This window comes from Anaeromyxobacter sp. SG66, from assembly GCF_022690805.1.
In the GTDB taxonomy this organism is placed as follows: Bacteria; Myxococcota; Myxococcia; order Myxococcales; family Anaeromyxobacteraceae; genus Anaeromyxobacter; species Anaeromyxobacter soli.
Genome location: NZ_JALCZC010000010.1, coordinates 58534 through 83933, shown reverse-complemented (window position 1 = coordinate 83933; position 25400 = coordinate 58534). Strand labels below are relative to the sequence as shown.

General features: G+C 71.6%; 20 protein-coding genes and 1 pseudogene. 14 read left to right on the top strand and 7 right to left on the bottom strand.

Translation table 11 applies throughout. The annotated features are described in order from the left end of the window. Positions 1-799: pseudogene (locus MNZ39_RS05385) on the bottom strand (hypothetical protein); the annotation flags it as partial. 334 nt (positions 800-1133) lie between these two features. Here MNZ39_RS05385 and MNZ39_RS05380 point away from each other — a divergent pair. From MNZ39_RS05380 to MNZ39_RS05355, 6 genes are all read left to right on the top strand, one after another. Further along, entirely contained in the window at positions 1134-1814 is a 681-nt protein-coding gene (locus MNZ39_RS05380; RefSeq protein ID WP_242335660.1) for a MotA/TolQ/ExbB proton channel family protein, read from the top strand. 122 nt (positions 1815-1936) lie between these two features. Beyond that, positions 1937-2434 (top strand): biopolymer transporter ExbD, encoded by a 498-nt coding sequence (locus MNZ39_RS05375; RefSeq protein ID WP_242335657.1) that lies wholly within the window; start codon positions 1937-1939, stop codon positions 2432-2434. A gap of 9 nt (positions 2435-2443) precedes the next feature. Continuing rightward, the gene (locus MNZ39_RS05370) at positions 2444-3028 is read left to right on the top strand and encodes a biopolymer transporter ExbD (RefSeq protein ID WP_242335654.1); all 585 of its coding nucleotides are present in this window, start codon (positions 2444-2446) and stop codon (positions 3026-3028) included. A 225-nt stretch (positions 3029-3253) separates the two neighbouring features. Then, the gene (locus tag MNZ39_RS05365; RefSeq protein ID WP_242335651.1) at positions 3254-5692 is read left to right on the top strand and encodes a sodium-translocating pyrophosphatase; all 2439 of its coding nucleotides are present in this window, start codon (positions 3254-3256) and stop codon (positions 5690-5692) included. A gap of 1 nt (position 5693) precedes the next feature. Then, entirely contained in the window at positions 5694-6389 is a 696-nt protein-coding gene (locus MNZ39_RS05360) for an LON peptidase substrate-binding domain-containing protein (RefSeq protein WP_242335648.1), read from the top strand. 209 nt (positions 6390-6598) lie between these two features. Next, a complete protein-coding gene (locus MNZ39_RS05355; protein WP_242335645.1) occupies positions 6599-7993 on the top strand; it encodes a hypothetical protein in 1395 nt (464 codons plus the stop codon). Here the strand turns inward: MNZ39_RS05355 and MNZ39_RS05350 are convergent. Beyond that, positions 7990-9297, bottom strand: a complete 1308-nt coding sequence (locus MNZ39_RS05350; RefSeq protein WP_242335665.1) for a UDP-glucose/GDP-mannose dehydrogenase family protein — start codon at positions 9295-9297, stop codon at positions 7990-7992. The two genes, MNZ39_RS05355 and MNZ39_RS05350, sit on opposite strands and share 4 nt — an antisense overlap. Positions 9298-10781: 1484 nt before the next feature. After that, positions 10782-11705 (bottom strand): nucleotidyltransferase family protein, encoded by a 924-nt coding sequence (locus tag MNZ39_RS05345; RefSeq protein ID WP_242335642.1) that lies wholly within the window; start codon positions 11703-11705, stop codon positions 10782-10784. 118 nt (positions 11706-11823) lie between these two features. On the opposite strand from MNZ39_RS05345, the gene MNZ39_RS05340 reads away from it, so the two are divergent. Then, complete coding sequence (locus MNZ39_RS05340; protein WP_242335639.1) at positions 11824-13080, top strand: hypothetical protein; 1257 nt, start codon at positions 11824-11826, stop codon at positions 13078-13080. 56 nt (positions 13081-13136) lie between these two features. On the opposite strand, the gene MNZ39_RS05335 is transcribed toward MNZ39_RS05340, so the two are convergent. The 4 genes from MNZ39_RS05335 to MNZ39_RS05320 form a co-directional block, all read right to left on the bottom strand. After that, complete coding sequence (locus tag MNZ39_RS05335; protein WP_242335637.1) at positions 13137-14696, bottom strand: glycosyltransferase; 1560 nt, start codon at positions 14694-14696, stop codon at positions 13137-13139. Between the two features lie 73 nt (positions 14697-14769). Next, entirely contained in the window at positions 14770-16395 is a 1626-nt protein-coding gene (locus MNZ39_RS05330) for a capsule assembly Wzi family protein (protein ID WP_242335634.1), read from the bottom strand. A 52-nt stretch (positions 16396-16447) separates the two neighbouring features. Beyond that, a complete protein-coding gene (locus MNZ39_RS05325) occupies positions 16448-17230 on the bottom strand; it encodes a glycosyltransferase family 25 protein (RefSeq protein ID WP_242335631.1) in 783 nt (260 codons plus the stop codon). A 15-nt stretch (positions 17231-17245) separates the two neighbouring features. Then, positions 17246-17899 carry a hypothetical protein gene (locus MNZ39_RS05320; RefSeq protein ID WP_242335628.1) on the bottom strand — a complete coding sequence of 218 codons (654 nt, stop codon included), beginning with the start codon at positions 17897-17899 and terminating at the stop codon, positions 17246-17248. Positions 17900-18124: 225 nt separating this feature from the next. Between MNZ39_RS05320 and MNZ39_RS05315 the strand changes: the two genes are divergently transcribed. The 7 genes from MNZ39_RS05315 (at position 18125) to MNZ39_RS05285 (ending at position 25400) form a co-directional block, all read left to right on the top strand. Continuing rightward, on the top strand, positions 18125-18901 hold the full coding sequence (locus MNZ39_RS05315) for a hypothetical protein (protein ID WP_242335625.1): 777 nt from the start codon (positions 18125-18127) through the stop codon (positions 18899-18901). Positions 18902-18923: 22 nt separating this feature from the next. After that, complete coding sequence (locus MNZ39_RS05310; protein WP_242335622.1) at positions 18924-19862, top strand: glycoside hydrolase family 16 protein; 939 nt, start codon at positions 18924-18926, stop codon at positions 19860-19862. Positions 19863-20117: 255 nt separating this feature from the next. After that, positions 20118-21005, top strand: a complete 888-nt coding sequence (rfbA, locus tag MNZ39_RS05305; RefSeq protein WP_242335619.1) for a glucose-1-phosphate thymidylyltransferase RfbA — start codon at positions 20118-20120, stop codon at positions 21003-21005. Beyond that, on the top strand, positions 21005-21553 hold the full coding sequence (gene rfbC / locus MNZ39_RS05300) for a dTDP-4-dehydrorhamnose 3,5-epimerase (RefSeq protein WP_242335615.1): 549 nt from the start codon (positions 21005-21007) through the stop codon (positions 21551-21553). Before rfbA ends, rfbC begins: the two co-directional genes overlap by 1 nt. Before the next feature lie 15 nt (positions 21554-21568). After that, complete coding sequence (gene rfbB, locus MNZ39_RS05295; protein ID WP_242335612.1) at positions 21569-22579, top strand: dTDP-glucose 4,6-dehydratase; 1011 nt, start codon at positions 21569-21571, stop codon at positions 22577-22579. After that, on the top strand, positions 22579-23484 hold the full coding sequence (locus MNZ39_RS05290) for an SDR family oxidoreductase (RefSeq protein WP_242335609.1): 906 nt from the start codon (positions 22579-22581) through the stop codon (positions 23482-23484). Before rfbB ends, MNZ39_RS05290 begins: the two co-directional genes overlap by 1 nt. A gap of 551 nt (positions 23485-24035) precedes the next feature. Next, positions 24036-25400, top strand: coding sequence for an SLBB domain-containing protein (locus MNZ39_RS05285; RefSeq protein ID WP_242335606.1), 1365 nt, complete (start codon positions 24036-24038; stop codon positions 25398-25400).

The following is a 25400-nucleotide window of genomic DNA, read 5'->3' as shown; positions in this document are numbered from 1 at the left end:
CGGCGGAGGCAGCCGCGGGCGCGACCGCCGCGAGGCGGCGGCCCATGGCCGCGCGCAGGAGGCGGAACAGGCCGATCCCGGTCGCGCCGGGCGCGAGGCTCGCCGGGAAGATGGCCGCGTCGGCGTGGCGCGCGGCGCGGAGCTGCGCCGGGCCGACCGCCTCGAACTGGACCACCACCTCGAACGCGCGGGCGGCGGCGCGAGCCGCGTCGCGCGCGCTGCGCGCGTAGTCGGCGACCGCCCGCTCGAGCGCCTCGTTGCGGGTGCGCCAGAAGTCGCGCCCGAACGGGAGGACCTCGAACGACAGCGCGCCGGAGGCCTGCGCCACGGCCTCGCGCGCGAGGGAGAGGTAGTCGATCGGCTGGAAGTGATCGCCGTACTCGCGGACGAGGTGGCGGGTGAAGGCGCGCTGGCAGTCGGTGCAGAAGCCTGCGCCGAGGAGGCCGAGCGTGAGCGGCGCGTCCGGGCGGTCCAGGCAGACGCCGGCGAAGCCGGCCGAGAGCGCGGCCCGGACCGCGTCGCCGACGCGGGCGCGCTGGCGCTCGGACGACAGGCAGGCGCGCGGGGTGCCGCCCATGCCCGCGATCGTCCCGTCGGCCGCACGGCACGCCTCGGACGGCGTCGTGGCGCGGCCTGACGGCACGTCGGCGAGCGCGCGGTTCACGAGCGACGCGGGCAACGGCTCCGCGGGCGTGGCGACGAGCGGGTGCGCGTCGAGCGCGGCGGCCGCGCGGGCAGCCTCTTCCGGCAACGCGCCGGGCGCGAGGCGGTAGGGCGCGAAGGTGGTCTCGTTCAGCATGTCCGACGACCGCCCGGACGGAGCGCGGCGCGCTTTCGGCCGCTCACCGGCCAGGCGCTCCGGCGCGCGGAGGCAGAGAGCCTACGACGCAGGCCGCCTCGCGGGCAATTGCCGGGCGAGCGCGGCGGATGCACCGTCTCGCCCGGACGTGCGCGACACGGCCGCGCGGGGCGGCGGGCGCGTCGCGTGTAGGTCGAACGGTGTGCGCGGCGCGCGCACGCCGTCGAATTGACGCCTCTGAAAACCCCGTGATAGGGGATCGAGCACTCGGGCAAGCGCGCGGCAATTCCCTGCGGATTTCCGCGCGGGCCCACGGTCCGGAGGACCCTTCCAGATGGGCGACATGTTCGGAACGCTGGCGAAGCACTACCACGACGGTGGCTGGATGATGCACCCCATCCTCGTGTCGCTGTTCTTCGTGGTGGGGCTCGTCATCGACCGCATCATCGCCCTGTATTTCAGGGCGAACGTCGATAAGGACGCCTTCCTGCGCGGCCTCAAGAAGCACATCTACGCGGGCGACCTCGACAAGGCGATCAGCTTCACCGCCTCGCAGAAGAAGACGCCGCTCACGAGCGTCATCAAGGCGGGGCTCATCAACGTGCCGAAGGGCGATCAGGACGTGCAGGCCGCCATGGACGAGGCGACCCTGCGCGAGTCGCCCAAGATCGAGGCGCGCACGGGCTACCTCGCCATGATCGGCAACGTGGCCACGCTGCTCGGCCTCCTCGGCACCATCGTCGGCCTCATCGGCGCGTTCGGCGCCGTGGCGAACGCCAACCCGGCCGACAAGGCGGCGATCCTCGCCGACTCCATCTCCGAGGCCATGAACTGCACCGCGTTCGGCCTCCTCACCGCGATCCCGGCGCTCGTCGCCTTCTCGGTGCTGCAGGGCCGCACCCAGCACATGATCGACGAGATCAACGAGACCTCGGTCGCCGTGCTGAACCTCATCGTCGCGAACAAGGACAAGATGAAGATGCCCGCGACGGTGTCGGCGGGCGACGACGACTAGGACGGATCCCGGCGCTCTCCGCTCGCCCTTCGGGGCGAGCGGCCCGGAGCGCCCGAGCGACCGCCGCGGCGAGCGCGCCGCGGCCGGCAGCGGATCCGAGCTCACGCGAGAGGAGGTAGCCAATGGGCGGCGGCGCGATGCCCGAGCAGGGCGGCGGCGGTGGCAAGCGGCGAAAGAAGTCGCTCGACGCGACGATCAACGTCGTCCCGGCGATCGACCTGCTCTCCTGCTGCATCACCTTCCTCCTCTACACCGCGGTCTGGACGCAGGTCTCGCGGCTCCAGGTGCAGCAGCTCGGCACCGGCGCGCCCGAGGTCGAGCAGACCGAGGCGCAGAAGCAGCTCCTCGTGACCCTCGCCATGGGCGAGCGGGGCTTCAACCTCTCCACCTCGGCCGGCACCTCCGTCGAGATCCCGAACCTCGGGCGCGGCCAGGACGGCCTCGTGCGCTTCGACCTCAAGGGCCTCGGCGAGCGGCTGAAGGCGCTCAAGGGCGATCACCCGGACGCCGCCGCGGTCACCCTCTCCGCCGAGGACACCGTGCCGTACGGCGACCTCGTGCAGGTCATCGACACGTGCGTCGGCGCGGGGCTCGTCTCCGTCGCCGTCACCGGGGTCTAAAGAGCCGCCATGCCCATCGTCACTCCAGGCAAGCGCCCGGCGAAGCGGTTCGAGAAGTCGAAGATCCTCGGCGGCAAGATGGGCCGCGCTCACAAGGCGACGAACGCGGAGCTGAACGTCGTCCCGATGGTCGACATGATGACGATGCTCGTCATCTTCCTCCTGCAGCAGTTCAGCGCCACGGGCGAGGTGCTGTACATGCAGAAGGACATCAAGCTCCCCGACGCTCAGCACGGGCAGATGATCGAGATGGCGCCGGTGGTGGCGGTGAGCGCCGACCAGGTGGTCGTGACCGGGGTGAAGGTCGCGGACATCCGCGAGCTCGACTCGGACTCGGGCTACCTCAACATCCCCGCGCTCGAGGAGCGGCTGCGCGACGAGAAGAAGCGCTGGGAGTTCATCCACCAGCAGGACCCCGAGAAGAAGTGGGACGGGGTGGTGAACATCCAGGCGGACAAGGCGGTGCCGTTCCGCATCGTGAAGCGCGTGATGTACTCCTGCGGCGTGGCCGGCTACTTCAACGTGAACTTCGCCGCGCTCGACCTCGGCGGCCTCACCGCCACCTCGAGCGGCGCCCCGACGCCCGGCATCTGAGCGCTCGCCCGGCCGCGCTCGCCCCCGCCTCCGGCGCGGGGCGCCGGCCGCGGCGCGGCTGATCGGCGCGCCGCGCGGCGGCCGCGGGCGCCCTCGACGCCCGAACATCCCCGAACGCTTGCCAAAAAGCGCAACGGGCCGGTACTATCCGGGCTCCGCCGCGGCGTTCCGTCGCGCAACCAACGGATATTCCAAGAAATATCCGAAGATTCGGATTCCCGGACCATGAACATCTCCCACCTGCTTTCACGCCTCGCCGTCGCCGCAGCGCCGCACCACGGCGGGGGCGAGGCGAACCTCGTCCTGCCGGACCTCGGGTCCGAGACCTTCCTCGGCGGTGTGACGGGGCACTCGCTCCTCCTCGTCGGCCTCCTCGTCTGCGCGCTCGGCCTCGTCTTCGGCCTCGTCGTCGCCCGGCAGCTCAAGGCGCTGCCCGTGCACCGCTCGATGCGGGAGATCTCCGAGCTCATCTACGAGACCGCGAAGACCTACCTCGGCACGCAGGGCAAGTTCATCGCGATCCTGTGGGCCTTCATCGCGGTGATCATCGTCGCGTACTTCGGCTTCCTCACCACCGGCCCCGAGGGGCAGCAGGGGATGGGGCTTGGCCGGGTGGCGATCATCCTCCTGTTCTCGCTCGTCGGCATCATCGGCTCGACCGGCGTCGCCTGGTTCGGCATCCGCGTGAACACCTACGCGAACAGCCGCGCCGCGTTCGCCTCGCTGGGCGGCAAGCCGTTCCCGACCTACGCCATCCCGCTCAAGGCCGGCATGTCGATCGGCACGATGCTCATCAGCGTCGAGCTGCTCATCATGCTGTTCATCCTCCTCTTCATCCCGCGCGACCTCGCCGGCCCCTGCTTCATCGGCTTCGCGATCGGCGAGTCGCTCGGCGCGTCCGCGCTCCGCATCGCCGGCGGCATCTTCACGAAGATCGCCGACATCGGCTCGGACCTGATGAAGATCGTCTTCAAGATCAAGGAGGACGACGCGCGCAACCCCGGCGTCATCGCCGACTGCACCGGCGACAACGCGGGTGACTCGGTCGGCCCCTCCGCGGACGGCTTCGAGACCTACGGCGTGACGGGCGTCGCGCTCATCACCTTCATCCTGCTCGCCATCTCCAACCCGGCCGTGCAGGTGAAGCTGCTCGTCTGGATCTTCGCGATGCGCATCATGATGGTCATCGCGTCGGTCGTGTCCTACTGGATCAACGAGGCCGTCGCGAAGGGCCGCTACGCCGCCGCGACCGTGATGAACTTCGAGGCGCCGCTCACCGCGCTCGTGTGGCTCACCTCGGTCGTCTCGGTGGTCCTCACGTACGTCGTCTCGTACCTGCTCATCGCCGACCTCGGCGACGGCACGATGTGGTGGAAGCTCTCGACGATCATCACCTGCGGCACGCTCGCCGGCGCGATCATCCCCGAGATCGTGAAGGTCTTCACCTCCACCTCCTCCGGCCACGTGAGGGAGGTCGTCACGGCCTCCCGCGAGGGCGGCGCGTCCCTGAACGTCCTCGCCGGCCTCACGGCGGGCAACTTCTCTGCGTTCTGGATGGGCCTCGTCATCACCGCCCTCATGGCGGCCGGCTGGGGCGTCTCCACGCTCGGCCTCTCGGACCTCATGATGGCCCCGGCGGTGTTCGCCTTCGGCCTCATCGCCTTCGGCTTCCTCGGCATGGGCCCGGTGACCATCGCGGTCGACTCCTACGGCCCGGTCACCGACAACGCGCAGTCCGTCTACGAGCTCTCGCTCATCGAGAACGTCCCGAACGTCCACGCCGAGGTGAAGAAGGAGTTCGGGTTCGAGCCGAACTTCGACAAGGCGAAGCACTTCCTCGAGGAGAACGACGGCGCCGGCAACACCTTCAAGGCGACCGCCAAGCCGGTGCTCATCGGCACGGCCGTCGTCGGCGCGACGACGATGATCTTCTCGATCATCGTGGCGCTCACGAGCGGCCTCACCGCCAACCTCGAGAAGCTCTCCATCCTGAACCCGCTCTTCCTGCTCGGGCTCATCATGGGCGGCTCGGTGATCTACTGGTTCACCGGCGCGTCCACGCAGGCCGTCTCCACCGGCGCCTACCGCGCGGTCGAGTTCATCAAGGCCAACATCAAGCTCGAGGGCGTCGAGAAGGCCTCCGTCGAGGACTCGAAGAAGGTCGTCGAGATCTGCACGGTCTACGCGCAGAAGGGCATGTTCAACATCTTCCTCGTCGTGTTCTTCGCGACGCTGTCCTTCTCGTTCGTCGACGAGTTCTTCTTCATCGGCTACCTCATCTCGATCGCGATCTTCGGCCTGTTCCAGGCGATCTTCATGGCGAACGCCGGCGGCGCCTGGGACAACGCGAAGAAGGTCGTCGAGGTGGAGCTCAAGGCGAAGGGCACCGCGCTGCACGACGCGTGCGTGGTCGGCGACACCGTCGGCGACCCGTTCAAGGACACCTCGTCCGTCGCGATGAACCCCATCATCAAGTTCACGACGCTCTTCGGCCTCCTCGCCGTCGAGCTCGCGATCAAGATGGAGCTCGGGACGCGCGTCACCCTCGCGGCCGTCTTCCTCGCCGTCGCGCTGTTCTTCGTCTACCGCTCGTTCTACGGGATGCGCATCCAGGTGGGCATGAAGGCGGCGGGCGAGACCTCGGCGAGCCCGGCGGCCCATTAACATGTGCGCGGAGCGCATCGCTCCGCAGGGCAAGTGGGCGGCGCTCGCGAGCGCGTGCGCCGCCCTCAAGGTGTTCCCGCTCCACGGCGTGGCCGTCCTCCCCGGGACGCCCACGCCGTTTCACGTCTTCGAGCCCCGCTACAAGGCGCTCGTGAAGGACGCGCTGGCCGGGGATCGCGTGGTCGCGATCCCCGCGCTCTACACCAAGGCCGACGCGCAGCGGCTCCGCCCGCGCCTCAAGCCCATCTGCGGGGCCGGCATCATCGAGGCCGAGCAGGAGTACCCCGACGGCCGCTACGACATCCTCGTGCGCGGCCTCGCCCGCGTGCGGCTCGTCGAGGAGCACGTCACCGAGAAGGCGTACCGGGAGTGGAAGGCGGAGATCCTCGAGGAGATCTGGCCGCAGGGAGGCGCCGCCGCGCTCGCGCCGGAGCTCGAGGCGCTCCGCCAGCTCGTCTACGAGCTCTCGACGCGGCTCCCGGCCGAGTCCGGCGCGCCGCAGCTCGCCGAGGCGGTCGCGCAGATGAGCGATCCCTCCGCGATCGTGGACCTCGTGGGCGCCGCGGTGGTCTCCGACCCCGAGTCGCGCCAGAAGGTGCTCGAGGAGCTCGCGGTCGCGCGGCGGCTCGAGTACGTACTCGAGGAGGTCGCCGGCGTCGTGCTGGTGCTCTCGAAGGGGAAGAACCCGCGGGTGTGAGCGGGCCCGGCTGGCCGCGGCTTCTCGTGGATGCCGCACGGAGCGCGAAGTAGGATGCGCAGCGCCGTCCGGAATCCGCTCGGCGATGCACGGAGCTCCCGCTGACCGCCCGTCTGTTCCTGGAGGTTGCCATCTCCTGTCCGCAGCCCACGATGCGAGCGCCGAGCGCTGTTCCGGGGACCGCCGAGCGCTCCGCGGCAAGACGCCTCGTGCCATGGCTCACGCTCGCCGCGGCTGCGGCGATCCTGCTCTGGCCCGCTGTCCTGAACGGCTACCCCCTCGTGTACGACGACACGGGGACGTACATCTTGTCGGGCTTCCACCCCGAGGTGCCGGTCGACCGTCCCGTGACGTACGGGCTCTTCCTGCGCGTCGCGAGCGCCGGCTCTCAACCCTGGCTCGTGGTCGTGGCGCAGGCCCTCCTCCTCGCCTGGGCGCTCCAGCGCGCGTTCTCGCTCGCGACAGGCCGCTCCTCGCCGGGGGCCGCCGTCGCGCTGGCCTTAGCAGGGGCCTGCCTGGGCGGAGCGGGCATCGCCGCGAGCGAGCTCATGCCGGACGTCTTCACGGCGCTCGTGATCGTGTCGATGGCGGCGGTGCTCGGCCTCGAGCTGAGCCGGCGGGATCTCGTCGCCTTCGGAGCGCTGCTGTGGCTCGCGCTCGTCGTCCATCTGTCGCACCTGAACCTGGCAGTGGCCCTGCTGGTGCTCGCGGGGGGCTGGAATCTCGCCGCGCGCCGGGCCCGCTTCCGCTTTGCGCCGCGCCGCCTCGCCCTCATCGCCGTCATCACCGTGTCCGCCTGGCTCACCATTCCGACGACGCACGCGCTCATGGGCGGCGGGTTCACGCTGGCGCGCGGCGGGACGGTGTTCCTCGTCGGCCGCATGGCGGCCAACGGGATCCTCGCCGACGTCCTGGGAGCGCGCTGCGCCGAGGCCCGGTGGCGGCTGTGCGCGTATCAGGACCGGCTCCCCATGACGACCGACGAGTTCGCCTGGTCCCCCTCGAGCCCGCTCTACCTCACGGGCGGGTGGACCGACGAGAACTTCGCAGAGTTTCGCGACATCCTCCGGGCGAGTGTCCGCACTCGCAGTGGACTCGCAAGGCACGTCCGCGAGGCCGCCTCCGCCTCCGCGCAGCAGCTCTTGCTCGTGTCTCCGACGCGCTGGATCCGGCCCCTCGCGGACCCCTCGTTCTACGCGGTGGCCGAGACCCGCCGCTGGCTGCCGCGAGCCTTTCCCGCGTACATGCGAGCGGCGCAGCAGCGCGGAGCGCTGCACCTGCGCTGGCTCGACGAGGTGCAGTGGGTGGCGCTCGCGCTGGCCGCGTCGGCGCTGGGAGTCGCGGGCGCCTCGCGGGCCGCGCGTTCGGCCGCCGCCCGCGCCTGGCCGTTCGCTGCGCTGCTCGTCGCCGGCACGGTCTCGAACGCCGTCGTGTGCGCGTCGCTCTCGAACCCGCAGGACCGGTACCAGTACCGGGTCGTCTATCTGCTGCTGATCGCGGCGATGACGGTATGGGGCGCGATCGCCGCCCGCGCTCGGACCGTGGAGCGCGTCGCCGCGGGAGCGGTCGGCGCGGCCCGCACGGACCCGGGGGCGCGGGGCTAGCTGACGTTCCGCCCCACCCCGTAGTACGTGAACCCCGCCGCCCGCACCTTCGCGGCGTCCCACACGTTCCGGCCGTCGAGGAGCACCGGCTGGCGCAGGAGCGTCTTCAGGCGGGCGAGGTCGGGCTGGCGGAACTCGTTCCACTCGGTGACGAGCATGAGCGCGTCGGCGCCCTCCGCCGCCGCGTAGGGCTCGTCGGCGAGCACGACGCCGCGGCCGTCGAAGAGCCGCTCCGCCACCTCGGCGGCGACCGGATCGTGGGCGCGCACCCGGGCGCCCGCGCCGAGGAGCCCCTCCACCACCGAGATCGCCGGCGCCTCGCGCATGTCGTCGGTCTTGGGCTTGAAGGCGAGCCCCCACACCGCGATGGTCTTCCCGGCGAGCGAGCCGAAGTGCTTCGTGGCCTTCTCCACGAGCCAGCGCTTCTGGCGCTCGTTCACGCGCTCCACCGAGCGGAGCAGGTCGAAGTCGAGGCCCACGTGGCGGGCCATGGTCATGACGGCGCGCACGTCCTTCGGGAAGCAGGAGCCGCCGAACCCCACGCCGGGGAAGAGGAACGGGTGGCCGATGCGGCGATCGGAGCCGATGCCGCGCCGCACCTGATCCACGTCGGCGCCGAGCCGCTCGCACAGCGCGGCCATCTCGTTCATGAAGGAGATGCGCGTCGCCAGCATGGCGTTCGCGGCGTACTTGGTGAGCTCCGCGGAGCGCAGGTCCATGAACAGCACCGGCTGCTCGGCACGGACGAACGGAGCGTACAGCTCGGCCATCACCGCGCGCCCGCGCTCGGAGGCGACGCCCACGACCACGCGGTCGGGCCGCATGAAGTCCTCGACGGCGGCCCCCTCCTTGAGGAACTCGGGGTTCGAGACCACGTCGAACGGGTGCTGCGCGACGCGGCGCAGGGCCTCGGCGACCTTCTCCGCGCTGCCGACCGGGACGGTGCTCTTGTCCACCACCACGCACGGGCGGGTGAGGTGGCGGCCGATGTCCTCGGCCGCGGCGAGCACGTACTGGAGGTCCGCCTCTCCGTTCTCGCCGGGCGGAGTGCCCACCGCGATGAACGCGACCTCCGCGCCCCCGATGGCCTCGGCGTAGGAGGTCGTGAAGGTGAGCCGCCGCTCCTTCACGTTGCGGCGGACGAGCTCCTCGAGGCCGGGCTCGTAGATCGGGATGCCGCCGGCGCGCAGCGTCTCGATCTTGCGCGCGTCCACGTCGAGGCAGACGACGGTGTGGCCGGTCTCGGCGAAGCAGGTGCCGGTGACGAGGCCGACGTAGCCCGTGCCGACGACAGCGATCCGCATGTGTGCTCCCCCAGGAAAAAGCGCCCGGAGGGTAGCACGGAGCGGCCGGCTCAACGAGCGGCGGTGCGAGCGTGCGCCGGTGCGGCGCCGCCCGCCTCCAGGGGTCCCCGGCGCAGCGCGTGCGCCGCGGCGGCGGCGAGCCAGGCCGCGGCGAGCGAGAGCGCGAGCACGTTGGCGTAGTTCCCCACGAGCACGTGCTTCTGCGTCTCGACGAGCCCATCGGCGAGTGAGACCGGGTACTGCAGGATGCCGAAGAGCGCGAGGAGCCCCGCCGCGCGCGCCGCGCCGGAGCTCCGCGCTGCTGCGGAGGAGCGGCGACGCGGCCGCGAAGAGCGCGAGCGCGAGCACGGCCCGGCCGAGCCGGTGGAAGACGCCGGTCCAGAAGCGGAACGGGGGCAGCTCGGCGAAGGACGCGAGGCCCGGCGCGCGCTTCGAGAGGTAGGCGAGGTCCACATCGGCGCCCTTCGCCACCGCGCGGGCGACGAGCGCGGCGGTGGCGCGCGGGTGTGTCGCGAGGAGCCCTGCGGCGGCGGCGAGCGAGCCGGGCGCGCGCTCGAGGCAGGCCGGCCCCTGGGGCCGCACGAAGGCCCGCACGCCGATGCAGTCGCGAACGACGGGCGCCCCGCGCACGCGCACCTCGGCGAGCTCCGCGTCGGAGAGCGGGAGGAGCGCGCCGTAGTAGAGCGCCTGGTAAGCGTTGAGCCGCGTCGTGGCGCGGTTCACGAGGGGTGGGACGAGGGCGACGGCCTGCGCGAGGAGGAGAACCGCGACCGCCAGCGCGCGAGCGGCCGCCGTCCGCGCGCCGAGCGCGTCCCACAGGAAGGGCGCGGCGAGGAGCGGCAGGTAGAAGAAGGCGGGCTTCGCCGCCCCCACGAGCGCGGCCACCGCGAGCGCGGCGAGCGCGACCCAGCGCGATCGCGCCCGCGCCGCGCGCCACGTGAGGAGCGCGAGGAGCGGCAGGAATACGATCGCGACCTGGTCCTCGAAGGCGCTGTTCAGGAACGCGACGAAGCTCGTCTCGAGCGCGGCGAGGCTGAGCAGGAGGGCGAGCACCACCCCCGCGGCGGGCGCCTCGGCGGCCGCGGCCGCGACGAGCGCGACGACGCCCGCGACGAGCAGCACTCGCAGCGGCAGGGAGCCGACGACGAACGAGTACTCGCGGTCGCGCGTGACGAGCCCGTCGAGGGCCACCTGCGCCGCGAGGATGGGCTTGTAGGACGAGGCCGTCATGCCCGGGTGGAGCCGCGGCGCGTCCGGGGCGAGCTCCCAGCGGTCGTGCCACTCGCCGAGGATGCGGCGCTCGCGCTCGGGGGTGTCGTAAGGCGGCCAGTTCGTCGCGAACCCGACCGGCTTCTCCAGGAGGAAGTAGGTCGAGCGATCGAAGTCGCCGTTGTCCGCGAGCCCGGTGCCGAGGTGGAGGAGCGAGAGCGCTGCGAGGGCGGCCGCGTAGGCCCCCACGCCGACGCGTCTCGCGCGCTCCGGGGTCACGGCGCGACCACGAGCCTCGCCGCGGCGTCCACGCCGCGCAGGTGGCGGAGCTGGGCCGGGTCCTTCGCCGCCTCGACCACCCGCTCGACCGCGAGCCGCTCGGCGATGCCGAGCGCCGGGCGCACCCGCGCCGCCGCGTCCGCGATCTCGGGGTAGAAGTGCGCGGCGAGCAGGCTCGAGCCGAAGAGCGCCCGCGATAGCCGCAGGTCCGCGGCGCGGGCGTGCAGGTACCGGAGGTCGAGCTCGAGGCGGAGCAGCTCGCGCACGTCCACGTAGGTGATGAGCGGCGCGAAGAGCCCCAGGCCCGCCTGCTCCGCGACGGTCCCGAGGAGCGCGTCCTCGGCCGATGGCCGGGCGGCCCCGGGGCCGAACGCCCGGTGCGGCCGGCCGCGCTCGAAGAGCGGCCCCTCCGCCGGGCCGCCGGGCCACAGGGCGTCCTGCACGGCGATGGTGATGCGCTCGTCGGCGAGCACGGCCGTGCGGCCCTCGTGCTCGGTGCGCTCCACGTGGAGCGCAGGCACCCGGGAGACGAGCTGCTCGCGGTCGGCGGGTCGCATCGCGATGCGCACCTCGCCGACCGGGCGGAACGCCATGTGCGGGTAGAGCCAGTCCACGTAGGCGGCTGCGTCGAGCAGCACGACCGGCAGCTCCGGCGCCTCGCGCAGCGCGTTGCGCAGGGAGACGAGCTTCAGGACGTTGTCGTTCACGACCCCCTGGTAGTTGCCGAGCAGGCGCTCGCGGAACGCCTCCGGCAGGCCTGCGCCGAGCCGCGTCGTCTCGAGCTGGTACGAGGCGAGCGGCCCGAGGCCGTGCGCCTCGAGGACGTCGCCGAGGAGCGAGAGATCCGCGTCGGGCAGCGCCCGCGGGGGCGTGAAGTCGGTGAGCGCGCGCAGGGCGTCGAGCAGGGCCACGGCCGCCATCTAACCCGTCCGGCGCGGCGCGGCAATCGGCCAATCGAGAGGCGCAGGGCCCCGCCGACGACTCGACGCGCGCGGGGCGCGTGGGCATGTCCACGTTGTGGTGACAAGGGAGGAAGGAATGATCGAGCTCGACGGAACGCTCTCCGAGCTCGCCCGCTACAAGAGCGGCAGCGAGCCCATCGTCAGCCTGTACCTCGACATCCGTTGGAAGGACGAGCAGCAGCGCGAACGCGTCCGGCTGTTCGTGCAGGAGCGAATCCGGCAGACCCTCGCGCACTACCTACCGGAGAGCCCGGGTCGCGCGGGGCTCGAGAAGAACCTGAGGCGGATCCAGGAGCAGGTGAACGGCCTGCTCGGCCAGGAGTACGAGGAGAACAAGAACGGGCTCGCGCTGTTCGCGTGCGACGCGCTCGGCCTGTGGCAGCCGCACTTCTTCCGGCGGTCGTTCGAGAACGCGCTCACCACCGACGCCATCCCGCACCTCACCCAGCTCGCGCGGCTCCAGGACGACGTCGCGCCGGCCATCGTGGTCGCGCCGAGCCAGGAGGGCGCGGACATCTACCACGTGTCCCTCGGCGACCTCGCCGTCGAGGCGAACCTGCGCGGCTTCGTCCCGCGCCGCGAGCGCGACAACTTCAACGCGGGCGGCTCCGGGCGGCCGCGGGCGCAGTACGAGCGGGAGACGAAGGAGGTCCGCCACCACGAGAACTACGTCCAGAAGAACCGGCGCGCCGCGGCGGCGGAGGTGACCGCCTTCTACGACCAGCACCGGCAGGCCTACGTCGTGCTCGTCGGCACCGCCGAGACGCTGGCCGCCTTCGAGCGCGAGCTTCCGGAGCGGCTCAAGGAGCGCATCATCGCGCGGCTCCCGCGGCCGAGGGACTGGGAGTCCGGGGACGGGATGCGGCGCGACGGCATCGTGAAGGGCGCCGTGAAGGCGCTCGCCGAGCGGGAGAAGCTGGACGAGCACGACGCCATCGAGCAGGTGGTGGCCCAGTCGCTCCGCGGCGCGCTCGGCGTGCTCGGTCCGAGCGACGTGGTCGAGGCGCTGAACCAGGGGCGCGTGCACCGGCTCGTCATCGAGGAGTGCTTCGACGGCACGGGCTGGCGCTGCGAGAACTGCCTCGCCATCGGCGCGAACGCGGAGTCGGCGGAGTCCTGCCCCTACTGCGGCGGAGAGCTCCACGCGGTGCGCGACCTCGGCGAGGCGATCGTGGCGCGCGCGCTCCTCGACGGCGCCGCCGTGGAGGTGGTCGCCCACGCGAACAAGCTCCACAGCTACCGGGGCGTGGGCGCGTTCCTCCGTCAGACCGCGCAGACCGGGCTCCGCGGCGCGAGCCCGCCCTACCCGAGCGCGCCGGGGGCGAGCCAGTAGGGAGGTCCGACACCGTCACGCGCCCCGCTCGCCCTCCGGCGCGGGCGGGGCGCGCCTCACCCCACGTCGAGCGAGGGCGGCACCGGCTCGAGCGCCTCCTGCGGGAACTGCGGCTCCGCGGCGCGCCCGGCGCGCGCCGGCTCGAGGACCGCGATAAGCGACAGGGCCGGCAGCGGCAGCACCCGGTCCACGAGCCGGAAGAGCGGCGTGAGGAGGTTCAGGGCGACGATCTGCAGGAGCCCGAAGGAGCGGCGCTTGAGGAGCTTGCCGTTGAGCCACCACGCGGCGGTGCCCACGCGGTTGAAGCGCAGCACCTCCCGCACATCGAAGCCGCTCTCGACCGCGAGCACCCGGAGCGACGCCTCGGTGTAGCGCCGCTTGTGGCCGAGCACCTCGTCGAGGGTGCCGAGCAGCTCCGGGCCCTGCGGCACGAGCACCACCGCGCGGCCGCGCTCGGAGAGCACCGCGCGGATGTTCTCGAGGGCGCCCTTGTCGTCCTCCACGTGCTCGATGACGTTGAGGCACACCACCGTGTCGAAGCCGCCCTCGAGCTTCGGGAACGAGCCGGCCGCGGTGACGTCGGTGAGGGCGACGTCGAGGTAGGGCCGGTCGGCGGTGAGGCTGCGCAGGGTCTGGAGGTAGAGCGGGTTGATGTCCGAGGCGACGTAGCGGTTGCGGGGGATGAGCCGGCGGGTGAGGTTGCCCGTGCCGCTGCCGATCTCCAGGATGCGCTGGCCGCAGAACGGGCGGATGGTGTCGGCCATCCAGGCGTTGAAGCGCGGCGCGCGCGCGAGCCGCCCGAGGATCTGCGAGCCGTGGGCGTCCTTCGCGTAGATCTCGTCGGAGAGCCAGAAGCGCAGGATGGCGAACAGCGCCTTCAGGCCGTCGCGCCAGTTGATCTTCTTGCCTTCCTGGTAGGTGCGCCCCGAGTAGCTGATGGGCACCTCGAAGATGCGCGCCTCGCGCTTCGCGAGCTTGATGGTGAGCTCGGGCTCGAGGCGGAAGTCGTTCGAGCGCAGCGGCAGCGACTTGAGGAGCTCGGTGCGGACGGCCTTGTAGCAGGTCTCCATGTCCGTCAGGTTCACGTTCGTCACCCAGTTGGTGAGGAACGTGAGGAGCCGGTTGCCGAGCTCGTGGCGGAAGAGCAGCGCGCGCCGCGCCTCGCCGCCCGCGAAGCGGGAGCCGAACACCGCGTCGGCCTGCTCGTCCACGAAGACCTTCACGATGCGGAGCAGGTCCTTCGGGTGGTACTCGAGGTCGGCGTCGTGGATCACCGAGAGCTCGCAGTCGGCTTCGGCGAGCGCGGTGCGGATGGCCGCGCCCTTGCCGCCGTTCACGACGTGCTCGAGGAACACCCACTCGATCCGTCCGGTCCGCCCGTGGCCGCGGAGCCGCACGCCCTCCGCGGCGGGCCCGTTCTCCTGCCACGCGATGCCGCGCTCCGCCGCGAACGCCGCGAGCGCGCCCGCCGTGCCGTCCTTGGAGGCGTCGTTCACCACGATGACCTGCACGCGCTCGAGGTGCGGCGAGGTCTCGAGGAGCTCGAGCCGCGCGAGCGAGGTCTGGACGAGGTGCTGCTCGTTGAAGACGGGGACGAGGACGGATAGGGACGTCATGACCGTCCGGTTCTACCAGACCCTGGCTGCCCCCGGAACGAACGGGCGGGCGGACGCCGCCGCAGGAGCGGGATCAAGGCCGGCGGCCGAGCGGCATCGCCAGCTGCACGCCGAGCCGGAGGTTCGGCTCGTTGCGGAGGAAGTCGCGGTCCCAGCGGTATGTGGCCGCGGCCTCCCAGGAGACGTCCACCGGCCCCGCGAAGTAGACCTGGCGCACCGCCGCGGTGACCTCCGTGTCGTGGGAGATCTCGCCCGGGTTGTTCGGGTCGATGACGAGCCAGAACACGGGCTCGTTCCGGCGCACGCGCTCGAGGTAGCCGCCGATGCGGCCGCGCTTGCCGAACACGTCGAGCGCCACCATCTGCGAGTCGGCCCCCGGCCCGATCCACGCGCCGAGCAGCTGGCCCTGGTACGTGTAGGAGAGGTCGTTCCCGTGGATGTAGTAGACGGGTTGCCCCCGGCTGCTGCTCACCGGGCGGAACTCCTGCAGGTCGGTGTACTCGGCGTGGAACCGCACCCAGCGCTCGCCGAGGCGCGCGACCTTCTGGAGGCCTAGCGTGTACGCCTGCGTGTGGTCCGGCTCGCGGATGAAGCCCGCCCACGAGTTCTCGTGATCTTCACGGGCCCACTCGAAGTAGATCTCGAGCCCGCTCTCGGGGAACGCCCAGCGGCCGAACGCGGAGGCGAGCTGGTTGTCGCGCGGGTTGTCCCCCTGCGGGCCGCCGTACCAGGAGCTGAGGTTCTTCTTCTCGAAGCTCTGGAAGAACGGGAACCAGTCGCGGACGCGCAGGTCGTCCCACACCTGGAGCTGAACGCGCGCGAGGCCGAGCGACAGGCGCGGCAGCCAGCGCGGGGTGTAGTCCACCACGAGCGCGGTGAGGAGCGGGTGCGTCGGCGTCGTGACGTAGCGCGTGCGGTCGAGCCGCCCCCAGAGCACCTTCGCCTCCACCGTTCCGATCCAGATGTCGGCCGGGCGCGAGGTGCCGACGAAGGCGTGGGGGAACCCGGCGGCGGCCGAGGACATCACGATGGAGTTCCGGATGCCCGGCCCGAACCAGAGGTTCTCGGTCGAGACGCCGGCGGCGACGTTCCAGACGTCGAGCCTCAGGTAGCTCTGGCCGGGCGCCCAGAAGGTCGGGGTCCCCGCCCCGAAGCGCTGGGGATAGTCGATCGTGTCGCCGTACCAGGCGTTCTGGAAGCGGAGATCGCCGGTCTTGCCGTTCGGGACGAGCGTGAAGTCCCGGTTCTGCGAGACCGCGACCTCGGGGGCGAGCGCGAAGGAGAGCGGCCCGTAGCGTCCGGCGACGCCGACCGTGGCGAACGCCGAGACGCCGCGGCCCGCCCACAGGAGGCCGTCGTTCGCGCCCTCGGGGAAGCGGGAGTTGAACGTGCCCTCGAGCCGGGCGGGGAGCGCCGTGAGGAAGCGCTCGCCGTCCGCAGGCGCGCGCGCGACGTTCCAGGGGAGCGCGACGGCGGCGCAGGTCTCTTCCAGGCGGAACCCGCCGCGCCGGATGAGCCGCGGCTCAGGCGCGACCGCGCCGACCAGCTCGCCCACGCGGGCGAGGTCGTCGGCGGGGTCCCGGAACCCGTCCACCGCGAAGGTCGCGGCCGGCTTGCAGCGCGTGTCGTCGGCCGCCGGCGCGACGGCGGGGAGCGAGAGCGCGAGGACGAAGGCGAGGGCGAGCGGTCGGGAGCGCATGGAGGCGGCGCGACTCTACGCGAACCGATCGCGCGAAGGGAGAACCCTTTCCCTACCGCTGTGCCCTCGGTGGCCCCTCGAGGATGTACGAGGTGTCGCCCCGCTGCCGGAACAGCTTCGGCTCGCTCACGTAGGCCTCGAGCTCCCCGCGCAGGACGAGCCGGCCGATGCCGGTGTCCACGTTCAGGACGACGGGCTGCTGCGAGGCGAGGAGCTTCCGGGCCGCGGAGCGGCTCAGCGCGTACGCGTGGGTGTGATCGTGGCGCCCGGCCCGGCGGAGGTTCTCCGAGTAGGGGCGCGGCAAGAGGTTCATCGCCTCGCGGGCGCTCCAGCGGATGAGGCCCAAGGCCCCGAGCGCGACGTAGGCGGCCTGGTCGAGCCGCCGCCGTGCCGTGACCACCTCGCGCCCCTTGTAGCCGAGGTAGACGAGCTCGAACGAGGGAGGGAGCTGCTCCAGGACCGCCGGGGCGAGCCCGATGGCCTCGGGGATCGGCTCGGCGTCGTCCTCGAAGACGAGCACGCGCTCGTGCCCCTCGTCGAGCATCCTCCTCCAGATGCGCGCGTGGGAGAGGACGCAGGCGATGTGACCCAGCGTGATGCTGCGCCCGTACCGGTGGGCGCGCCGCGCCGCGCGATCGTCGTAGACGCCGCGCGCCTCGAGGTCGGCGAGGTCGAGCTCGAGCTTGTCCTGCCCGTACACGAGCTCGTAGCGCAGCCCGCCGAGCGAGCGCTCGATCGCCGGGTGGCGATCGGTCGCGCGCGGCAGCGTGAGGACGAAGATCCGATCGAAGTAGTCGTTCAGGGCTCGGTACGAGCGGTCGAGACCGGGATCCATGGGGACGGCGCGATGTTATCGCACTCGCCGTCCGACCGGCAGGTCCGTCCGGATGAGGAGGCCGATCGAGGGCGCCCCCCGCGATCCGCCGTCCCAGGAGAACCGGTACCAGCTCGCCCGCAGCCCGAGGCCGGTGCGGGTCCGGGGCGCCACGATCCACTCCGCGTCGAGCACCACGCCGGGCGCCGGGTCGAAGTGGAAGCGCGCATCCTCGAGGAACCCGCCGCCGCGCATGCGCGGCCACAGCAGCACCGAGGCGCCTGCCCCGAGCCGAAACGGCCCCGCGTAGGCGAGCTCCATGAGGTCCACCGGCACCGTCGTGAAGAGCGCGTCCCCGTTCGACGCGCGGAGCATGTCGAGCTTGAAGCCGGCGGCGAGCCGGGTCGCGAGGCGGCCCTGCGAGAGCGGGAGGAAGCTCCAGCCGAGCGCGAAGGCGAAGCCGTCGTTGAGGTGCATCGTCGTGCGGGTATCGTCCGGGTACTGGATCGCGACCAGCCGCTCGAAGCCGAAGTCGCTGTGGAGCTCGAGCACGAAGCCGTGGTCGCTCGCGCGGGCCCGTTCGGGCGCGCGAACCGCCGGCGCGGCCTCGACCTCGGGGGTGGACCTCGGCACCCCCGGCGAGCCGAAAGGCTCCTGCCCGGCCGCGGCCTGCGCCGCGAGGAGCAACACGAAAGGTAAAGTTCGCAAGCGCGGTCCCAGCGCTCCAACGTCGAGCGTGCGAGCGCCGGGAGCAAGCCCGCGGACGGAGGTCCACGCGAGGCCACGGCGCATCCCCCGAGGGCGCGCCACGGCCAAACGAGCGTGCGCCTCTCCACTCGTGGCGAAGATCGGAGCGCCCCGCCGTGCCGCGGGCGCGCCCATTGCCGTCCGCCGGCCCACCGCTAGCTTCCGGAAGTGAGCTCGCGCTACGCCATCGTCGCGCTGGCGGTCGCCGTCGGCGCCGCTCCGCCGGAGGCGCGCGCGAGCGACGACGGCCTCGGCGAGCCGCCTCGAACGGTGGTCCCCGAGATGACGAGCGGCCCGGTGCAGGTGCTCCCGCCGGTGCTTCCCGGCCAGCACCTCAGCGGCACGGCGTTCCTCGGCTACCGCGGCATCGACCGGCAGACCACCGGCGCGACCGTGACGGCCGCCCCCGGGTGGAAGTCGTTCGTGCGCCTGGGCGCGGAGCTCACGCCGCGTTCCCGCGATGGCGAAGTGCGGTTCCTGTGGGGGCTCGGGTTCGAGGACTGGCGGGACAACTCCTTCTTCCTGCACGTGCACGACTGGGGGCCGGTGCGCCCCGACGACTCGTTCACGCTCAAGGACGCCGAGGCGAGCCTCGGCTACAAGCTCCCGAGCCTGTGCGGGGGGCCGTTCTGCATCGCGCCGAGCGCGTTCGCCACCCTGCCGTTCCGCGGCGGCCCGTACCTCGGCGCGCGCACCACCTTCCTCGTGGCGCGGACCTGGTTCGCCACCGGCGGGCTCGGCTGGACCATCCCGGGCGCGCTGGAGGGCACGGCGACGCCGCCCGAGTGGCGCGTGTCGTTCGCGCTCGGACGCTGGGACTGGCGGCCGGGGGGGCTCTTCCTCACGTACCGGGACGAGATGCAGCTCGACCGCCTCCGCACCTGGGACACCACGGAGCGGAAGGGCAACGGCGTCGTCGCGGCGGGCGTCAACTGGTCGTACTAGGGCGGCTCGGCGGGGGGAGACCATGCGCCACGAGATCCGGATCTTCGTCGCAGCCGCGCTCGCGCTCTCCGCGTGCGGGCTCCTCGAGCCGGAGGGGCCGCCGGCGAGGACGGCGGGGGAGCTCCCTGGAGGGTCGACGCCGGACGTGCCGATCCCGCGGCCGCAGGACCCGAGCACCCCGCAGGATCCGAGCGCTCCCGGCGATCCCGTGCCGGAGGCACCGTTCGCCGGCTACACGCTCGCCTGGCGGGACGAGTTCTCCGGGTCCGCGGTCGATTCCGGCAAGTGGACCGTGAACAGTGGAAGGTGGAAGGGCGGCGTGAGAGGCCCCGAGGCGCTCGACGTGAGCGGCGGCATCCTCACGTTCATCACCTTCACCGACGACGCGGGCGTGCACCACGCCGGCCACATGAGCACGCACGGCAAGTTCCAGGCGCGCTACGGCTACTACGAGACGCGCGCCCGCTTCGGCGACAGCTACGGCCAGTGGTGCTCGTTCTTCGTCTGGCCGGTGACCTACGGGAACCCCATCGGCGACCCGGGCAGCGCCGGCGTCGAGGTGGATATCTACGAGCACCGCGAGATCGACGGCAGCGGGTGGCGGATGCCCAACTACGTCCAGGTCGGCATCAACTGGGACGGCTTCGGGAGCGAGTGGAAGAAGAGCAACCGCACCGTCGCGCATCCCGATGGCGCGCCGCTCAAGGGCGAGTGGCACGACTATTCGGTGCTGTGGACCTCCGAGGGCTACACCTTCTACATCGACGAGAAGCCGGTCTTCCGCACGAGCGCGGCGGTGTCGAACATCGCGCAGGATCTGTATCTCACCTGCGAGGTGCTGGATCACAGCTGGGCAGGCGACGTCCCGGCGGGCGGCTACGGCTCGCGCGAGACGAGCACCACCAGGATGGAGATCGACTGGGTCCGGGTGTGGGTGCCGAGCGACGAGGCTGCGCGCTGACGCCGCGGCCGCCGGCGTCGCCACGCTGCCCCGCGGCGCGAGACGGCGCCAGCCTGCCGTGAGCGGAAGCGGACTCCTGCCGCGCTTGCGCCGGCCGCGCGGAGCGTCGTAGAAGATCGCGGACTCGCGGTCTTGGCCGGCGGACGGGCGTTCGAGCGCCTCGACGCTGCAAGCTGCAGGCGGGCCGCGGCTCCGACGGTTTCATCCTCGCGACGACGCGGGGCTGCTCCAACGCTCGGAGACGCGGCGGATCCCATGACGACCAGGCGCAAGGGCATCATCCTCGCTGGCGGCGCCGGAACCCGGCTCTATCCGGCCACGCTGTCCGTCTCGAAGCAGCTGTTGCCCGTCTACGACAAGCCGATGATCTACTACCCGCTCACGGCGCTGATGCTCGCCGGGATCCGGGAGGTGCTCGTCATCTCGACGCCGCAGGACACGCCGCGGTTCGCGGAGCTCCTCGGCGACGGCGGCGCCTGGGGCATGCACTTCGAGTACAAGGTCCAGCCGAGCCCGGACGGCCTCGCGCAGGCGTTCATCCTCGGAGCGGACTTCGTGCGGGATGGCCCGTCGGCGCTCGTGCTCGGCGACAACATCTTCTACGGCCACGAGCTGCAGCAGGTGCTGCGGACCGCGGACGAGCGGCGCGACGGGGCGACCGTCTTCGCCTACGCGGTGACCGACCCGGAGCGCTACGGCGTCGTGGAGTTCGACGAGAAGCGGCGGGCCGTCAGCATCGAGGAGAAGCCGGCACGGCCGAAGTCGCGCTACGCGGTCACGGGCCTCTACTTCTACGACGAGGAGGTCGTCGAGAAGGCGCGCACCGTGCGCCCCTCCGCGCGCGGCGAGCTGGAGATCACCGACCTCAACCGCATGTACCTCGACGAGGGCAAGCTCGCGGTCGAGATCATGGGCCGCGGGTACGCCTGGCTCGACACCGGCACGCACGACTCGCTCCTCGACGCGGGGCAGTTCATCGCCACCATCGAGAAGCGCCAGGGGCTCAAGGTCGCCTGCCCGGAGGAGGTCGCCTGGCGGCAGGGCTGGATCGACGACGCTCGGCTCGAGCGCTGCGCCGCGGCCCTGGGCAAGTCGAGCTACGGCCAGTACGTCCGCGCGCTCGTCGGGACGCGGGTCTTCTGATGAACGTCCGTCCCACCCGCATCGCGGACGTGCTGGTCCTCGAGCCGAAGGTGTTCGGGGACGCGCGGGGCTTCTTCTTCGAGAGCTTCAACCGCAAGGCCTTCGACGCCGCGGTCGGGCGGGCCGTCGAGTTCGTGCAGGACAACCACAGCCTGTCGGCGCGGAACGTCCTGCGCGGCCTGCACTACCAGCTCCCGCGCCCGCAGGGAAAGCTCGTGCGCGTGGTCCGCGGCGAGGTGCTCGACGTGGCGGTGGACCTCCGCCGTGGCTCGCCGACCTGCGGCAAGTGGGTGGGCGAGGTGCTCTCCGCCGAGAACAAGCGCCAGCTCTGGATCCCGGAGGGCTTCGCCCACGGGTTCCTCGTGCGCTCCACGGAGGCGGAGTTCCTCTACAAGACCACCGACTACTGGCACCCGGAGCACGAGCGCTGCATCCGCTGGGACGATCCGGGCCTCGCCATCGACTGGCAGACCGGCGGCGACTCGCCCGTCGTCTCCGCGAAGGACGCGGCCGGGCTGCGCCTCGCCGACGCGCCGCTGTTCGACTGAGCTGGAGAATCAAGAATGAACGTCCTCCTCACCGGCGGCTCGGGCTTCATCGGCTCGAACCTGGTGCGCCTCCTCCTCGCCGAGCGGCCCGAGTGGCGCATCGTCAACCTCGACAAGCTCACCTACGCCGGGAACGCCGAGAACCTCGCCGACCTCGAGGGGAACCCGCGCTACCGCTTCGTGCGCGGCGATATCTGCAACGGCGAGCTCATCGCCGACGTCTTCCGGACCGAGAAGATCGACGCGGTGCTGCACCTCGCGGCCGAGAGCCACGTCGATCGCTCGATCCTCTCCCCGTCGGTCTTCATCGAGACGAACGTGCGCGGTACCCAGGTGCTGCTCGAGGCGGCGCGCGAGCTCGGGGTGAACCGCTTCGTCCACGTCTCCACCGACGAGGTGTACGGCTCGCTCGGGCCGACCGGCCTCTTCACCGAGAAGACGCCCCTCGATCCGTCCTCGCCGTACTCCGCCTCGAAGGCTTCGAGCGATCTCCTCGCGCTCGCCTACGCGCACACGTTCAAGCTGCCGGTGGTCGTCACGCGGTGCTCGAACAACTACGGGCCCTACCAGTTCCCCGAGAAGCTCATCCCGCTCATGATCGCGAACGCGCTCCGCGACCTGCCCCTGCCCGTGTACGGCGACGGCATGAACGTGCGCGACTGGATCCACGTCGAGGACCACTGTCGCGGCCTCCTCGCCGCGCTGGAGCAGGGCGAGAGCGGGCAGGTCTACAACTTCGGCGCGTCGAGCGAGCGGCACAACATCGACATCGTGAAGCAGGTGCTCCGCCTCGTCGGAAAGCCCGGGTCGCTCATCAGGTACGTGACGGATCGGCCCGGCCACGACCGCCGCTACGCCATCGACTCCACCAAGGCGCGGACCCAGCTCGGCTGGGCGCCGCGGCACGCGTTCGAGGACGCGCTCGCCGCGACCGTGCTCTGGTACGTGGAGCGCCGGCCGTGGTGGGAGCGGATCATCTCGGGCGAGTACCTGAAGTACTACGAGAAGCAGTACGGGGGACGGTAGTGCGCGTCGCGGTCACCGGGGCGAACGGGCTCCTCGGCGGTGAGGCCGTGGCAGCGCTCGCTGCGAGCGGCGGCCACGAGGTGCTCGCCATCGGCCGCGGGCCCTGCCGCCTGCCGCCGGGCGCGTACCGGTGGGCCGAGGCCGACCTCGGCGACGGCGCCTCGGTCGAGCGGGTCCTCCGCGAATTCGGCGCCGAGGCGGTGCTTCACGCGGGGGCCGCGACCGACGTGGACGCCTGCGAGCGCGACCCGGAGCTCGCCTGGCGCGTCAACGTGGGCGGCAGCGAGCAGGTGGCGCGCGCCTGCCGCGCCCTGGATGCACGGCTCGTGGCGGTCTCCACCGACTACGTGTTCGACGGCACGGCCGGTCCGTACTCCGAGGACGACGTACCGAACCCGCGCGGCGTGTACGCGCGCACGAAGCGGTGCGGCGAGGAGGCGGCGCTCGTGCTCGTGCCGGACTGCGCCGTGGCGCGCGTCGCAGTCGTGTACAGCGGTCGGCCAGGGGCGAAGGCCACCTTCGCGACGCAGGTGGTGGAGAAGCTCTCGCGCGGAGAGAAGGTCCACGCGTTCTCGGATCAGCTTGTCTCCACCACGCTGGCCGCGAACGGCGCGGCGATGTGCCTCGAGCTGCTGCTCGAGACGGGATACCGGGGCGTAATGCACACGAGCGACGCCACGGTGCTCGACCGGGTGGAGTTTGCTCGGCGGGTCGCGAGTGAGTTCGGTCTCTTGGGTCAGATCGTTCCCGTGAAGACTGCCGACGTGAAGCTGCTCGCGCCCCGGCCGCTCCGGGGTGGCCTACGCACCGAGCGTGCGGCGGCGCTGCTCCGGATGAAACCCCTCGCGATTGACGAGGCGCTCCGGCGTTTCCGCGAAGAATGGCGGCTACGCGGCGCAGCGTGACGAGCCGTCCCGCCCTCGACACCGCCGCGACCGGCGTGAACTGGGGCCGCACGTACTCCACGCGAAGCCCAAGGGCACACGACTTCCGTGGACTTTGGCTCGCTTCGACGTGGAAGAAGCACAGCCGAGCGTCGCGCCGCGCAGCTGATCGCCTGGTCGCAGCGGGCGCCACGCGGTCACACCTGTTCTGGACCGAGCGATGCGGCGTGAGGTAAGGTCGGAACTCTCCGAGTGCGGGAGCAGGTGGGGACCTACGCCCGCACGTCCTCGCCGAAAAGATGCAGCCAGGACCCAGTCCGGCCGCCAGCCCCGGCATCACAATGCGCAAAAAGCCCTTCCATCGCGCGGTCGCGATCTTTCTCTGCTGCCAGCCCGTCTTCTGGATGAGCAACGTTGCGCTCGCGCAGACGATTGACCGCGGTGTGTTCACGACGCCGCCGACCGATGAAGAGCGCGAGTCGGTCCCCGCATTCCCGACGCCTTCGCCTGCGCCCCTCCCGCCGGCCGAGCAAGGCGCCACGCAGCCGGACCGGATCGCGGCGCGAGGCGCTGTGCGGGAACCCCCTGCGATCGACCAGCCCGTCGATCCCGACCAGTACGTCTGTGGCCCGGGAGACGTGCTCGACCTTAACTTCTGGGGCGTCCAGAATTTCAAGTTCCGCGCCACCGTCGATCTCGAGGGCAGGGCGTTCGTGCCCAAGATCGGGTACCTCGACCTGAAGGGAAAGACGCTCTCCGACGCGCGCCGGATGACGCGCGAGTCGGTGGCGCGGTTCTATCCGCGCCTCAGCTTCGATGTGACGCTGGCAGAGCCTCGCACGTTCCTCGTTCAGGTGGTCGACGACGTGGTGCGCCCCGGCTCATACCCCGCTCGCGCCGTCGATCGCGCGGCCAGTCTCATCCAGCGTGCGGGCGGCTTCGGGCCCAACGCGTCGCGACGCAGGGTCGAGATCCGCCGCCGGGACGGGAAGGTGATCCAGGCGGACCTCCTGCTCTATGCGCTCACGGGCGACGTGAAGCACAATCCCTTCCTCCTCGACGGGGACGTCGTGCGCGTCCCGTTCGAGGAGCTCGCGGCGACGATCCGCGGCGGCGTGAATCGACCCGGACGATACGAGCTCACGGGGAGGCGCGACCTCGCGGAGCTCGTCGAGCTCGCCGGTGGACTCGCGCCAACGTCGACGCAGCGGCTCCCCGTCAGCCTCGTGCGGAGATCGCAGCGCGACGACCGGCAGGACCAGACGCTCGTCCCATTCGAGGCGGACGGCCGGCTTCCCGCCACGGCGATGCAGCACGAGGATCAGGTTCGCATCCCCGAGTTCGCCGATCTTCAGCAGTCGGTCACGCTCGTCGGAGCGATGGTCGGCGTGAAGGATCCCGACGAGCCGGCGGCGACCCGCCGTCTGGCGTTCGTGCAGGGCGACTCCGTCCGGACGCTCCTCGAGCGCGTTGGAGGCGTTGGCCCCGCTGCCGACCTCACTGGATCGTACGTGCTGCGCAACAGGAAATCGCTGCCCGTCGACCTCTACTCGCTCGTCATGCTGCGGGACCTCAAGGCAGATAGGGCGGTCGAGCTCGGCGACACGCTGGTCGTGCCGTTCAAGCGACGCAACATCCTCGTCGAGGGGGCGGTCTTCAAGCCCGGTTCGTATCCGTACAACCCGAACTTCGGGATCGAGCAGTACCTGTCGCTCGCGGGTGGGCGGAGCCGCAATGCGCAGGGGCTCGGAGACGTGCGCGTCGTCACGTCGAACGGGGAGACGAGGAAGTATGCGCGAGACCTGAAGGTCGAGCCCGGCTCGTCCTTGATCGTTCCCGAGCGCAACTTTTCGCGTTCTGAGATCGTTCAGATCGTACTCGGTGCTGCCGGCGTCATCGTGAGCGGCGTGGCGGTCATCATCGCCGCCCGGAAGTGA